Raw genomic sequence first — 13,480 nt, 5'->3', positions numbered from 1 at the left:
ACAGCCCGCACCTTCACACGGCGAGGAGCGACACACCATGAGCACCCGAACCGTCATCCGCGGCGGCCTCGTCATCACCGCGTCCGACGAGATCCACGCCGACGTCCTGATCGAGGACGGCCGCATCGCCGCCCTCGCCGCCTCCGCCACCCCCGCCGCGGAAACCTTCACCGCTGACCGCACGATCGACGCCACCGGAAAGTACGTCATCCCCGGAGGCGTCGACGCTCACACCCACATGGAGCTGCCCTTCGGCGGCACCTTCGCCTCCGACACCTTCGAGACCGGCACCCGCGCCGCCGCCTGGGGCGGCACGACCACCATCATCGACTTCGCCGTGCAGAGCGTCGGCCACAGCCTGCGCGAGGGCCTCGACGCCTGGCACGCCAAGGCCGACGGCAACTGCGCGATCGACTACGGCTTCCACATGATCGTCTCCGACGTCAACGAGCACACCCTCAAGGAGATGGACCACCTGGTCGAGGAGGGCGTCACCTCCTTCAAGCAGTTCATGGCCTACCCGGGCGTCTTCTACAGCGACGACGGCCAGATCCTGCGCGCCATGCAGCGCTCCGCCGACAACGGCGGCCTGATCATGATGCACGCCGAGAACGGCATCGCGATCGACGTCCTGGTCGAGCAGGCGCTGGCCCGGGGCGAGACCGACCCCCGCTACCACGGCGAGGTCCGCAAGGCCCTGCTGGAGGCGGAGGCCACCCACCGCGCCATCAGGCTCGCGCAGGTGGCCGGCGCGCCCCTGTACGTCGTGCACGTCTCGGCGACGGAGGCGGTCGCCGAACTGGCCCGGGCCCGTGACGAGGGGCTCAACGTCTTCGGCGAGACCTGCCCCCAGTACCTGTTCCTGTCCACCGACAACCTCGCCGAGCCCGGCTTCGAGGGCGCGAAGTACGTGTGCAGCACGCCCCTGAGGCCGAAGGAACATCAGGCCGCGCTGTGGCGGGGCCTGCGGACGAACGACCTCCAGGTGGTCTCCACCGACCACTGCCCCTTCTGCTTCACCGGCCAGAAGGAACTCGGCCGCGGCGACTTCTCCAAGATCCCCAACGGCCTTCCCGGTGTGGAGAACCGTATGGACCTCCTCCACCAGGCGGTCGTCGACGGGCACATCTCGCGCCGCCGCTGGATCGAGATCGCCTGCGCCACCCCGGCCCGGATGTTCGGCCTGTACCCGAAGAAGGGCACCCTCGCGCCGGGCGCCGACGCCGACGTCGTCATCTACGACCCGCACGCCGAGCAGGTCATGTCGGCCGAGACGCACCACATGAACGTCGACTACTCGGCGTACGAGGGCAAACGCACCACCGGCCGGGTCGAGACGGTCCTCTCGCGCGGCGAACCCGTCATCACCGAGCGGGAGTACACCGGCCGTGCCGGGCACGGCGTCTTCACCCCGCGTTCCACCTGTCAGTACCTCAACTAGGAGTGGTGCAGATGGACTTCGGACTCGTCCTGCAGGCGGACCCGCCGGCCTCGCGGGTGATCAGCCTGATGAAGCGGGCGGAACGCAACGGCTTCACGCACGGCTGGACCTTCGACTCCGCCGTGCTGTGGCAGGAACCGTTCGTGATCTACAGCCAGATCCTGGCCAACACCACGACACTGAAGGTCGGGCCGATGGTGACCAACCCGGGCACCCGCACCTGGGAGGTCACCGCCTCCACCTTCGCCACCCTCAACGACATGTTCGGCAACCGCACGGTCTGCGGCATCGGCCGCGGCGACTCCGCGATGCGCGTGGCCGGCCGCAAACCCAACACCCTGGCCCGCATCAGCGAGGCCATGAAGGTCATCCGGGACCTCGCCAGCGGACGGGAGGCCGACCTCGGCGGCGGCACCGTCGTCCGGTTCCCCTGGATCAAGCCGGACGCCGAACTGCCCGTCTGGATGGCCGCGTACGGCCCCAAGGCCCTGAAGATGGCCGGTGAGGAGGCGGACGGGTTCATCCTCCAGCTGGCCGACCTGTACCTCACCGAGTACATGGTCAAGGCCGTTAAGGACGCGGCCGTCGCCGCCGGCCGGGACCCCGCCGAGGTGACCATCTGCGTGGCCGCCCCGGCGTACGTCACCGAGGACGACTCGCCCGAGGCGCTCGCCCACGCGCGCGAGCAGTGCCGCTGGTTCGGCGGCATGGTCGGCAACCACGTCGCCGACCTCGTCTCCAAGTACGGCGAGCACTCCGCCCAGGTACCCGACGAGCTCACCGAGTACATCAAGGCCCGCGAGGGCTACGACTACTCCCACCACGGACGCAGCGGCAACCCCGACGCCCAGTTCGTGCCCGACGAGATCGTCGAGCGGTTCTGCCTGATCGGCCCGGTCGACAAGCACATCGAGAAGCTGGACGCGCTGCGCGCGCTCGGCGTGGACCAGTTCGCCGTCTACGACATGCACGACGCGCAGGAGGCCGTGATCGAGGCCTACGGATCACGGGTGATCCCGGCCGTCAACGGCTGATCTCCTCCGCAGCATCTCCCCCCCCCCGTGAACTCCCCCTTCCCAGTGGCTCGGGAAGGGGGCCCAGGACGCTCACCGGCGCACCCGGAGCGCACCCCCCCATCGGCGCCCCCGCACGGCCTTTCCCGTCCCGTCTCCCCTGATTGGCCCGGCCCATGACCGATACCGCTCCCACCGCCCCACCGCCGCCCAGCCACGTCACCCGCGACGACGGCCGGGTGGAGATCGCCCCCGGCGCTCCCGCACCGACCGGCCCCTACGCCAACGAGGACCTGCTGCCGGTCCCGGTCGAGAAGCGCACCTGGACCACCTACAACTTCTCCGCACTGTGGGTCGGCATGGCCCACAACACGGCCTCCTGGACCCTGGCCTCCGGGCTCATCGCCGTCGGCATGGACTGGAAGCAGGCGGTGCTCACCATCGCCCTGGCCAACGTGATCGTGCTGATACCCATGCTGCTCACCGGGCACGCCGGGCCGAAGTACGGCATACCCTTCCCGGTCTTCGCCCGGGCCTCCTTCGGCATCCGCGGCGCCAATCTGCCCGCCGTCGTACGGGCGCTGGTGGCGTGCGGCTGGTTCGGCATCCAGACCTGGATCGGCGGTGAGGCCATCTACTTCCTGGCCGGCAAGCTCATCGGCACCGGCTGGACGGACGCCGCGAAGGTCGGCGGCTACGCCTGGACCATGTGGCTGTCGTTCGCGATCTTCTGGGCGCTGCAGGTCGTCATCATCTACCGGGGCATGGAGACGATCCGCCGCTTCGAGAACTGGGCGGCGCCCTTCGTGCTCGTCGGCGCGTTCGTGATGCTGTGGTGGATGAGCGACAAGGCGGGCGGCTTCGGCCCGCTGCTCGACCAGCCGTCGAAGCTCGGCTGGGGCACCGACTTCTGGAAGCTGTTCGCCCCCGCCCTCATGGGCATGATCGGCTTCTGGTCCACCCTGTCGCTGAACATCCCCGACTTCACCCGCTACGGCAGGAGCCAGAAGGCGCAGACCCGGGGCCAGGCGCTCGGCCTGCCGACCACCATGACCCTCTTCGCCTTCCTGTCCGTGATGGTCACCTCGGGTTCCCAGGCGGTCTACGGCGAGGCCATCTGGGACCCGGTGCAGCTCGCCGCCAAGACCGACAGCACGGTGGGCCTGCTGTTCGCGCTGGTCACCGTCCTGGTCGCGACCCTCTCCGTCAACGTCGCGGCCAACCTGGTCTCTCCGGCGTTCGACTTCTCCAACATCGCGCCCCGCAGGATCAGTTTCCGGGCCGGAGCCCTCGCCACCTGCGTTCTGGGTGTGCTGATCTTCCCGTGGAAGCTGTACTCCGACCCGCAGGGCTACATCTTCACCTGGCTCGGCCTGGTCGGCGGGCTGCTCGGCACCGTCGCGGGCATCCTCATCGCCGACTACTGGATCCTGCGCCGCTCCCGGCTCGACCTGGCCGATCTGTACCGCCCGGGCGGCCGCTACTGGTACGACGGCGGCTGGAACTGGCGGGCCGTCGCCGCCTTCGTGGTCGGCGGTGTCCTCGCCGTCGGCGGCGCGAGCTTCAAGCCGCTGATCGACGGCCGTCCGATCCCGGCGCTGGCCGGTCTGGCCGACTACGGCTGGGCGGTGGGCCTGGGCACGTCGATGATGCTGTACCTGCTGCTGATGGCCCTGCGAGGCCGTGACCGCGCGGGTGTCTGACCCGGAACCGGCGCTGGAGGGCGGCGTTCAGCCCCCGTCGGCCTCCAGCGCGGCCACCGCTTCCTTCGCGGCCTTGATGGCGCCCTTGTTGATCGTGTCCGTACTGGGCGCCTTCTTCGACTCGAAGTCACTGCCGTTGTAGGTGATCGTCACCAGCGCGTTGGAGGCGCGGGCGATCACGACGCCCTCGCGCGTCTCCTGCTTGTCCTCGGTGGTGAGGTTCACGACGGAGTACGCGCTGTCACCCAGACCGGGCACGGCCCCGCCGCCGCTCTTCTTCCCGGTGTGCTCCTCGTACGCCTTCCGTGCCGCCTCGTCCGACTTCATGACCTCGTAGGACACGTCGAGCCAGCGGTAGTCGTACCCCTTGAGGGCGTTCCAGGAGCAGGTACGGCGCAGCTTCGTGTCCGTGGACGGGATCTCCTTGCCGCCCGTCTTGGCGCCCGGCACCAGCGACTCGATCGTCTTCTCGGCGATGCTGTCGCACGGGGCGGGCGCTGCCGAGTACGCCGTGGACACCGTGGACGTGGACGGGACGGACGCGGCCCGGGTCTCGGTCTTCGCTTCGGCCGGCTTGCGCTCGGCGGCCTGTGGCGCGGCGAGCGGACCGGACGACAACGCCCAGCCCACCGTGGCGAGCACCACCACCGGGGACAGACGGGCGGTCAGGGCCAAGGACAGGGGTAGAGAACGCACGGCGCCCTTCTCGTGGGGGACGACGGTGCGGAACGGGTCCGCACGGCGGACGGAACGACAGTGTCACATGAGTGCCTGTGGGGCGGAAGTGCGAACTCGCTCCGTGGCTGCGCGGTGACGGGGGCCCACTGTCCACCGCCCGGATTTCGGCTGGTTCAGCGGTCGGTGAGTGTTTTGCGGCAGGTGCGTGTGTAGTCGGCGGGCTGCGGTGGTTCCTGTCGAGAAGTGCCCGCCCACCTGCGATCTTCCGGGGTTTTGGCGGGAGCGCGACACGGGGAGGGGGACGGGTGGCGTGCCCTTGAGCGCATACGACGACGAGAGATGAGAAGGCCGTATGTTCACGACCCGCCCCACCCTCCAGGGCACCTTCGGCATGGTGTCCTCCACTCACTGGCTCGCCTCGCAGTCGGCGATGGCCGTGCTGGAGGACGGCGGCAACGCCTACGACGCGGCCGTGGCGGGTGCCTTCGTGCTGCACGTCGTCGAACCGCACCTCAACGGCCCGGCCGGGGAGGTGCCGATCCTGCTCGCCCCGGCCGGCGGTGAGGTACGGGTGCTGTGCGGGCAGGGCGTCGCACCGGCCGGGGCGAGCGTCGCCCACTACCGTGGCCTCGGCCTGGACCTCGTCCCCGGCACCGGGCCGCTCGCCGCCGCCGTGCCGGGCGCGTTCGACGCCTGGATGCTGCTGCTGCGCGACCACGGCACCAAGTCCCTCGACGACGTCCTCAAGTACGCCATCGGGTACGCCGAGCACGGCCACGCGCCCGTGGAGCGCGTCGGCGAGACCGTCGAGACGGTGCGCGAGCTGTTCGAGACGGAGTGGGCCTCGTCCGCGGAGGTCTACCTGCCCGGCGGCACCGCACCCCGCCCCGGTGAGCTCTTCACCAACCCCGCACTCGCCGCCACCTGGAAGCGCCTGCTCGCCGAGACCGCCGGAGCGGGGGACAGGAACGAGCGGATCGAGGCCGCGCGGCAGGTGTGGCGCACCGGATTCATCGCCGACGCCCTCGTCCGCCAGGCCGGGCGCCCCACGAGGGACACCAGCGGAGAACGCCACACCGCAACGCTCACGGCCGCCGATCTCGCCGCCTGGTCCGCGACCTACGAGACGCCGGTGACGTACGACTGGAACGGCTGGACCCTGTGCAAGCCGGGCCCCTGGAGCCAGGGCCCGGTCCTCCTCCAGCAACTCGCCCTGCTCCCGCCCGAACCGCCCCGCTACGGCTCGGCCGACTACGTCCACCTCCTGGTCGAGAACTGCAAGCTCGCCATGGCCGACCGGGAGGCCTGGTACGGCGACGCCGCCGACGTGCCGCTCGACGACCTGCTGTCCGACGCGTACAACACGACCCGCCGCGCCCTCGTCGGCGAGCGGGCCGAGCACGACCTGCGGCCCGGCAGCCCCGGCGGGCGCACCCCGCGGCTGTGCGCGCACGCACGCGTGGCGGCCGCCGCCCAGGAAGGCTACGACGCCCTGGGCGTCGGCGAACCGACCCTCGCCAAGGGCCCGGCGTCCCCCGTGCCGGGCGAACCTGAGGTCCTCGCGGACGGGACCACCCGCGGCGACACCTGCCACCTCGACGTCGTCGACCGCTGGGGCAACATGGTCTCGGCCACGCCCAGCGGCGGCTGGCTCCAGTCCAACCCCGTGGTGCCCGAACTCGGCTTCCCGCTCGGCACCCGGCTCCAGATGACGTGGCTGGAGGAGGGACTGCCCAACTCCCTCACCCCCGGCCGGCGCCCCCGCACCACCCTGACGCCCTCCATCGCCCTGCGCGACGGCGTGCCCGTCATGGCGTTCGGCACACCCGGCGGTGACCAGCAGGACCAGTGGCAGCTGCACTTCTTCCTCGCGGTCGCCCTGCGCGCCCCCGTGCGCGGCGGCCTCGACCTCCAAGGCGCGATCGACGCCCCGAACTGGCACAACGACAGCTTCCCCGGCTCCTTCTACCCGCGCGGCATGCGCCCGGGCAGTGTGACCGTGGAGTCCCGCACCGACCCGGCCGTCGTGGAGGAGCTGCGGCGCCGCGGCCACGACGTGACCGTCGGCGGGCCCTGGTCGGAGGGCCGGCTGTGCGCGGTCGCACGGGATCCGGAGACCGGTGTGTTGTCGGCGGCGGCGAATCCGCGCGGGATGCAGGGGTACGCGGTGGGCCGGTGATCCGGTACCCCGCTGTTCATCGCGATGCCACCCGCCGTGCACCCGGCGGGGGCGCCTTGTCAGTGGCACGTGATGTCATGGAGGGGTGATCGACAGGAACGAAACCATCGAAGAGTTTCTCGCAGAGCACGCCCCCGACGTCGAAGAGGCGATCCGCAAGGCGGCCGCCGGCGAGATCATGCCGCGCTGGCGCCGGCTCGCCGCGCACGAGGTGGACCAGAAGAGCGGCCCGCACGATCTGGTGACCGACGCCGACCGCAAGGCCGAGCTGTACCTGACCGAGGTGCTGGCCGCCCTGCTGCCCGGCTCGGTCGTGGTCGGCGAGGAGGCGGTCCATGCCAATCCGGCGTCGTACGAGGCGATACGCGGTGATGTCCCGGTCTGGATCGTCGACCCGGTCGACGGCACCCGGCAGTTCGTGCGCGGCGAGACCGGGTTCTGCACCTTGGTCGCGCTGGCCGTCGGCGGCACCCTGCTCGCGTCCTGGACGTACGCGCCCGCCCGTGACCGGCTCGCCACCGCCCAGCGGGGCAAGGGCGCCTACCTCGACGGGCAGCGGCTGTTCGCCGGTGTGCCGGAGCCCGGCCGGGACCTGCGCGTGGCCACCTCCCACCCGGACTACACGACGGAGGAGGAGAAGCACGCCCTGCTCCGCCTGCGTACGGACGGTGTGCAACCGCGCCCGTGCGGCTCGGCCGGTCTGGAGTATCTCGCCATCGCCCGCGGCGAGTTGGACGCCGTCGCGTTCTCCTGGGAAGCCGCCTGGGACCACGCGGCCGGTCTGCTGCTGGTCGAGGAGGCCGGCGGCGCGCACCTGACCCGCGCGGGCGAGCCGTTCCGCATCACGGGCGGCAATGTCCTGCCCTTCACCGCGGCCCGCGACGCGACCACGGCCCGCAGACTGGTGGGGCTGCTCTCGGGCGGCGCCTGAGCGCCGGAAGGGTCACCTGTCGCGCACGGCTGGTCGCTCACCGTGCGCACGGAGCGGCTCCCGCCGCCGCGAAGCGGCCTTCCACAGCGGAAATCACCCGCGGCCGGTGACGGACAGTCCCCGGGCATATCCTGATCCTCAGTGGCCGTCGGCTGACGAAGGGGTCCCAAGGTGCCGTCGATGCTCGATGCCGTCGTAGTGGGTGCGGGGCCGAACGGACTGACCGCGGCCGTGGAGCTGGCCCGTCGCGGCTTCTCCGTCGCCGTCTTCGAGGCCCGGGGCACCGTGGGCGGCGGAGCCCGCACCGAGGAGCTCACCCTCCCCGGCTACCGGCACGACCCGTGCTCCGCGGCCCATCCGCTCGCCATCAACTCCCCGGCGTTGCGCGCCCTGCCGCTCGAGCGCTACGGCCTGGAGTGGCTGCACGCCGAGCTGCCCATGGCGCATCCCTTCCCGGACGGCAGCGCGGCCGTACTGGCCCGGACGGTCGGCGAGACGGCCGCCTCCTTCGGTCCGCGCGACGCCGGCGCGTACCGCAAGCTCGTCGCGCCCTTCCTGCCCAAGTGGGACACCCTCGCCCGGGACTTCATGTCCCTGCCGCTGACCGCGCTGCCCCGCGACCCGATCACCCTCGCCCGCTTCGGCCTGACCGGGCTGCCCCCGTCGACGCTCCTGATGCGCCGCTTCCGCGACGAACCGGCCAAGGCTCTGTTCTCCGGGCTCGTCGCCCATGTCATGGCACCGCTCGGCGGCTTCGCCACCGGCGCCGTCGGCCTGGTCTTCGCCCTCGCGGCGCACGCCCGCGGCTGGCCCGTCGCCCGCGGCGGCTCCCAGTCCCTCTCCGATGCCCTCGCCGCCTATCTGCGCGACCTCGGCGGCAGCATCCACACCGACTACGAGGTCAAGCGCCTGGACGACCTGCCGCCGGCCCGTGCGTACGTCTTCGACACCTCGCCCACCGCCCTGGCCCGCATCGCCGGCTTCGGCACCCACTACGCCGGCTACCGCTACGGACCGGGCGTCTTCAAGATCGATTACGCGCTGGACGGCCCCGTGCCGTGGACCGCGAAGGAGGCCCGTGCCGCCGGCACGGTGCAGATCGGCGCGAGCAGCGCGGAGATCGGCGCGGCCCTGCGCGCGGCGTCCCGGGAGGGCCGGGCCCCCGACAAGCCGTTCCTGATCACGGTGCAGCCGAGCGTCGTCGACCCCACCCGGGCTCCGGCGGGCAAGCACGTCTTCTGGGCCTACGGGCACGTCCCGAACGGCTGGACCGGTGACCTCACCGACGCCGTCGAGCGCCAACTGGAGCGTTTCGCGCCGGGGTTCCGCGACCGCGTCCTGGCCCGTGCCACGGCGGGCCCGCCCGAACTCGCCGCCCGCAACGCCAATTACGTCGGCGGGGACATCGCCTCCGGCGCGGCCTCCGGCCTCCAGTTGCTGCTGCGCCCGAAGCCCACCCTGTTCCCGTACCACACCCCCCATCCGGCCGTGTTCATCTGCTCCTCGGCGACCCCGCCGGGCCCCGGAGTGCACGGCATGTCGGGGCACAACGCGGCCAAGGCCGTCTGGAAGCGACTGAGGCAGACATGACGGCCATCGAACTGGTCCAGGGCGACATCACCCGTGAGAGCGCCGACGCGATCGTCAACGCGGCCAACTCCTCATTGCTGGGCGGGGGAGGGGTCGACGGGGCGATCCACCGCCGCGGCGGCCCCGCCATCCTGGAGGACTGCCGCAGGCTCCGTGCCGCGCACCTCGGCAAGGGCCTGCCCACCGGTCAGGCTGTCGCCACCACCGCGGGCGACCTGGACGCCCGCTGGGTGATCCACACGGTCGGCCCGGTGTTCAGCACGACCGAGGACCGCTCCGGACTCCTCGCCTCCTGCTACCGCGAGTCGCTCCGCGTCGCCGCGGAACTCGGCGCCCGTACCGTCGCGTTCCCCGCGATCTCCACCGGCGTCTACGGATGGCCGATGGACGACGGCGCCCGGATCGCGGTCGAGACCGTACGGGCGGCGGACACGACGGTGGAGGAGGTCAGGTTCGTCCTCTTCGACGAGCGGGCCTACGAGGCGTTCGCCGCCCGGCTCCGCTGACGGCACGGCGACGGCAGCGTTCAGACGGGCTCGGGCTCGAAGTGCCGCAGCAGGTCCCGGCCTGGCTGGACGACGCCGTAGGTGCTCTCCGGTACGGCGTTCCAGACGCCCGGCAGATCGCCCAGCGGCTCGGACACGACCAGTCGTGTCTCGTCGGAGACGTGGTTCAGGAAGCCCAGGTCGGGATGGAGGGCCCGTACGTCCTCCACCCTGCTGCTGTAGTACAGCGACCGCGATTTTCCCGCGCTGGAGTACCGGAAGAACCACACCCGTTCCCCGTCGCTCACCGCGACCGTCATCTGGAGCGGCTGCGGCACCCCGTGCTCGCGGCCCAGCCGCTCGACGAGCCCCGTCATCCGGGCCACCGCGCCCGGCGGATCGCCGTCCAGCCCGAGGGTGAGCGCCACATGGAACATCACCTCGGAGTCCGTCGTGCCCTCCAGCGACGGGAACAGCCCCGGGTCCACGGCGAGCATGAGATCCCGGCGCAGGTCGAGGTAGCCGTCGATCGCCCCGTTGTGCATCCACATCCACCGACCATGGCGGAACGGATGGCAGTTCGTCTGCTGCACGGCCGAGCCGGTGGAGGCACGCACATGGGCGAAGAACAGCGGCGAGCGGACGTGGTCGGCGATCTCCCGCAGGTTGCGGTTGCTCCAGGCCGGGCCCGTGTCGCGGATGACGGCGGGGGTGCGCAGGTGCCAGGCGTACCAGCCCACGCCGAAACCGTCTCCGTTGGTGGTCTCGACCCCCATCCGCGCGTGCAGGCTCTGGTCGATCAGCGAGTGCTTCGGGCGGTAGAGGACGTCGTCGAGCAGCACGGGAGTGCCCGAGTAGGCGAGCCAGCGGCACATGGCCTGTACCCCGTTCCGAGCCGCCCGGCCGGGCCGCACGGCTCCGTAGGTGGTGTGCGTGCACCCCAGAGAACGACGGCCGGGGCCGGGGCGCATCGCCCGCGGCGGGTGGTTACGGGTCCCGGGTCTCCCCTGTCCGCACCGGCCGGGTATCCGTCCGGTGCGGCGATGGCCTGCTCCGGTGGGGAGCCCTCGGCCACCTGGCGGAGATCGACTACCTGACGGTCGGCCCTGCCGGGCGGTGGCACAGGGCTCCGGCGACGAGCAAGCAGGACCGCTGCAGCCCGCCCCAGCGGTCCGAGTCAGGCACAGGCCCACTCGTCCCTGCCGCCGTCCTCACCGACCGCGACGAACAGCAACCGACGAGGCCTGGGCTTCCTCGACGAGCGGGCCGCCTCCCGCCCGGTCGTCCAGGACACGCTGGGGGAGGAGGGCCGCACCCCCGCCCGGGGCGCCTGCTCCTGACGTGAAGGGACGCCCGGCCGCGCCGACAGCGACGGAGACGACGATCCCGGCGGCCGAGAGCTCACCCCGGGCGCGCAGGACCACGGCACCCGGCTCGCCTGAGCCGCCCCGCTGGTCAAAGGGCCCCGGCCTGGCCCGCAAGGTCGTGGAGCGCGGCCCGCCACCGCACGGCCGAGGCGGCACGGGCCCTGCCCGCGCAGGACAGCCGGACCGGGCCCCGGCCCTGGTCGACGGCCTGCCGGTGGACGACCGGTCCGCCGCGCCGTGACCGTCCGCGCCACGCCGGTCCCGTGCGCCGGCCGCCCACGGGACCGGAGACCACTGCCCATCGCCTGATCGCCCGCGCGCTCCAGCACGGCCGCCGCGAGCAGCCGCGTCGGCCGTTCCTGGAGGCTGCCCCGGCATCCGCCCGCTCCCGGACAGCGGCCGGCTCGGCACCGGGCCGACGGCCGGTTCGTCTCCGGCCCGCTCCGTCCGTCGACGACGCGGCGGCCGCTCCGGACACGCGCCCGGCCGTACCGTCCAGGTGCCGAGCGTGCGCGAGCGGGACGTGCCGTGCCGTCGGCCGGGCTGATGCCGACGAGGGGGGGGGCGCCACCGACCGCCCTCCGTGTGGGCCGCTGATCCGCTTCCCCCGGCTGCGGCCCACTGGCGTGGAGATGGGCCGGCTGACGGAGCGACCCGGCAGCCCTGCGCAAGGGCCGGGCGTTCACGTCGCCGCGGCGTGCACCCGGCCTGAGCGGACCGCCTCGCCGAGCGCTTCGAAATCCCGCTCGTTCTGATCGGCGTACGCCTGTGCGAACACGGTCAGCGCGCGGTCGAAGCGGTCGCCGCCCCCCAGGTAGGCCGCGATGGCGACGGGGTCACCGGAGCGGGCGTGGGCGCGAGCCAGGCTCGCCCCGCACAGCTGCCCGAACAGCCGGAGCAGACCGGGGTTCATGGTCTCCGGCCGGGCGATGCCCTTCCAGTCCCGCAACTGCCGCACGTAGAAGTCCCGCTCGTGTCCGTCGAGCCCCACCGCGCGGGTCCAGCCCAGCAGGATGTCGCTGGTCGTCTGGATCAGCCGCTGGCCCGCCACCACACGCCGGCCCTGGTTGTCCCAGCGGTCGCCGCCCCGGTGGGCGGCGAGCACCGACTCCTGTGCCTCCTTGGCCTGGAGCAGCAGCGGATCGTCGTCGTCCCGGCCCAGGAGCAGCACGATCCAGCAGCGGGTGCCGACACTGCCGACCCCGACCACCTTGCGGGCGATGTCCACCGGGCGGTAGTGGCGCAGCAGGTGCCGGCGCTCCGACGACAGGGTCCGCGCGTAGCCCTCCAGGACGGCGCGCAGTTCCTGCTCCAGGCCGTGCGGCGAGGCGTCGGTCACCAGGTCCCGCAGCGGGGTGATCAGCGGTGGGTCCGGAGTGATCCGCCGCCCCTCGGCCGTGGCCCGGGTGAGTTTCGCGTAGGCCTGCATATGGGTGCGCGTCCGGGCGTTCGCCGTGGCCTTCGCCGTGCGGCGCCGGGCCTCCTTGGACAGCGACGCGGCCATCAGCTCCCGCAGGTGGTCGGCGTCGTCCTGGGCGTACCAGATGTCGAGGGTGCGCATCCCGGCGAATTGCCGCATCCGGCGCCGGTAGGCCCGGACGCACGCCTCCACCGCGCTGTTCTGCTCCGCCGCCGAGAAGCCGTTGGCCCGGCCCGCGATGACGAAGCCGGCCGCGAGCCGTTTGACGTCCCACTCGAAGGGGCCGGCCAGCGTCTCGTCGAAGTCGTTGATGTCGAAGACCAGATGCCGCTCCGGCGAAGCCAGCAGCCGGAAGTTCAGCGGATGGGCGTCTCCGCACAGCTGCACCCGCAGTCCGGTGTCCGTGGTGGCCCCGAGGTCCGCCGCCATGACCGCCGCCGCGCCGCGGTAGAAGCGGAACGGGGACTCGAGCATGCGGCCGTAGCGGATCGGCACCAACTCCGGCACGCGGGTCGCCGACTGGCGCTGCACCACCTCGACCGGGTCGAACCGGTCCGGCCCCGCCTCGAACCCGGCGTGGGCCGAGCGCGGGACCCGCCGCCGTGCGTGCCGGCCCGCGGCCGCTCGCTCGGCCGGTGACACGAAGGTCGTGAAGGGGCTCGGTACGGTCATG

The 13,480-nt window shown here is 72.3% G+C and carries 11 protein-coding genes; 8 read left to right on the top strand and 3 right to left on the bottom strand.

What is annotated here, in order from left to right; genetic code table 11:
* Positions 1-37 precede the first annotated feature (37 nt).
* From hydA to ACIQHQ_RS08590, 3 genes are all read left to right on the top strand, one after another.
* Positions 38-1,441: a dihydropyrimidinase gene (gene hydA, locus ACIQHQ_RS08600; protein WP_402611004.1), complete on the top strand. Its 1,404-nt coding sequence runs from the start codon at positions 38-40 to the stop codon at positions 1,439-1,441.
* Positions 1,442-1,452: 11 nt separating this feature from the next.
* Positions 1,453-2,475 carry a TIGR03842 family LLM class F420-dependent oxidoreductase gene (locus ACIQHQ_RS08595; protein ID WP_402611002.1) on the top strand — a complete coding sequence of 341 codons (1,023 nt, stop codon included), beginning with the start codon at positions 1,453-1,455 and terminating at the stop codon, positions 2,473-2,475.
* Positions 2,476-2,630: 155 nt separating this feature from the next.
* Positions 2,631-4,157 (top strand): NCS1 family nucleobase:cation symporter-1, encoded by a 1,527-nt coding sequence (locus tag ACIQHQ_RS08590; RefSeq protein ID WP_402611001.1) that lies wholly within the window; start codon positions 2,631-2,633, stop codon positions 4,155-4,157.
* A gap of 27 nt (positions 4,158-4,184) precedes the next feature.
* Here the strand turns inward: ACIQHQ_RS08590 and ACIQHQ_RS08585 are convergent, their stop codons facing one another.
* Positions 4,185-4,853 carry a hypothetical protein gene (locus tag ACIQHQ_RS08585; RefSeq protein ID WP_402611000.1) on the bottom strand — a complete coding sequence of 223 codons (669 nt, stop codon included), beginning with the start codon at positions 4,851-4,853 and terminating at the stop codon, positions 4,185-4,187.
* Between the two features lie 334 nt (positions 4,854-5,187).
* Between ACIQHQ_RS08585 and ACIQHQ_RS08580 the strand changes: the two genes are divergently transcribed.
* The 4 genes from ACIQHQ_RS08580 to ACIQHQ_RS08565 all read left to right on the top strand — a co-directional run bounded on the left by ACIQHQ_RS08580 (position 5,188) and on the right by ACIQHQ_RS08565 (position 10,041).
* A complete protein-coding gene (locus ACIQHQ_RS08580; protein WP_402610999.1) occupies positions 5,188-7,014 on the top strand; it encodes a gamma-glutamyltransferase family protein in 1,827 nt (608 codons plus the stop codon).
* 85 nt (positions 7,015-7,099) lie between these two features.
* Entirely contained in the window at positions 7,100-7,945 is an 846-nt protein-coding gene (locus ACIQHQ_RS08575; protein WP_402610998.1) for an inositol monophosphatase family protein, read from the top strand.
* Positions 7,946-8,125: 180 nt separating this feature from the next.
* Complete coding sequence (locus ACIQHQ_RS08570; protein ID WP_402610997.1) at positions 8,126-9,535, top strand: phytoene desaturase family protein; 1,410 nt, start codon at positions 8,126-8,128, stop codon at positions 9,533-9,535.
* Positions 9,532-10,041 (top strand): O-acetyl-ADP-ribose deacetylase, encoded by a 510-nt coding sequence (locus ACIQHQ_RS08565; protein ID WP_402610996.1) that lies wholly within the window; start codon positions 9,532-9,534, stop codon positions 10,039-10,041. The genes ACIQHQ_RS08570 and ACIQHQ_RS08565 overlap by 4 nt, the downstream gene beginning before the upstream one ends.
* A gap of 20 nt (positions 10,042-10,061) precedes the next feature.
* Here the strand turns inward: ACIQHQ_RS08565 and ACIQHQ_RS08560 are convergent, their stop codons facing one another.
* A complete protein-coding gene (locus ACIQHQ_RS08560; protein WP_402610995.1) occupies positions 10,062-10,895 on the bottom strand; it encodes a class II glutamine amidotransferase in 834 nt (277 codons plus the stop codon).
* 466 nt (positions 10,896-11,361) lie between these two features.
* Between ACIQHQ_RS08560 and ACIQHQ_RS08555 the strand changes: the two genes are divergently transcribed.
* On the top strand, positions 11,362-11,628 hold the full coding sequence (locus ACIQHQ_RS08555; RefSeq protein ID WP_402610994.1) for a hypothetical protein: 267 nt from the start codon (positions 11,362-11,364) through the stop codon (positions 11,626-11,628).
* Positions 11,629-12,069: 441 nt separating this feature from the next.
* Here the strand turns inward: ACIQHQ_RS08555 and ACIQHQ_RS08550 are convergent, their stop codons facing one another.
* On the bottom strand, positions 12,070-13,479 hold the full coding sequence (locus ACIQHQ_RS08550; RefSeq protein WP_402610993.1) for a DUF2252 domain-containing protein: 1,410 nt from the start codon (positions 13,477-13,479) through the stop codon (positions 12,070-12,072).
* Position 13,480 lies beyond the last annotated feature (1 nt).

The sequence above is a fragment of the Streptomyces sp. NPDC092370 genome (assembly GCF_044755265.1).
GTDB lineage: Bacteria > Actinomycetota > Actinomycetes > Streptomycetales > Streptomycetaceae > Streptomyces.
This window is presented reverse-complemented; position numbering and strand designations above follow the sequence as displayed.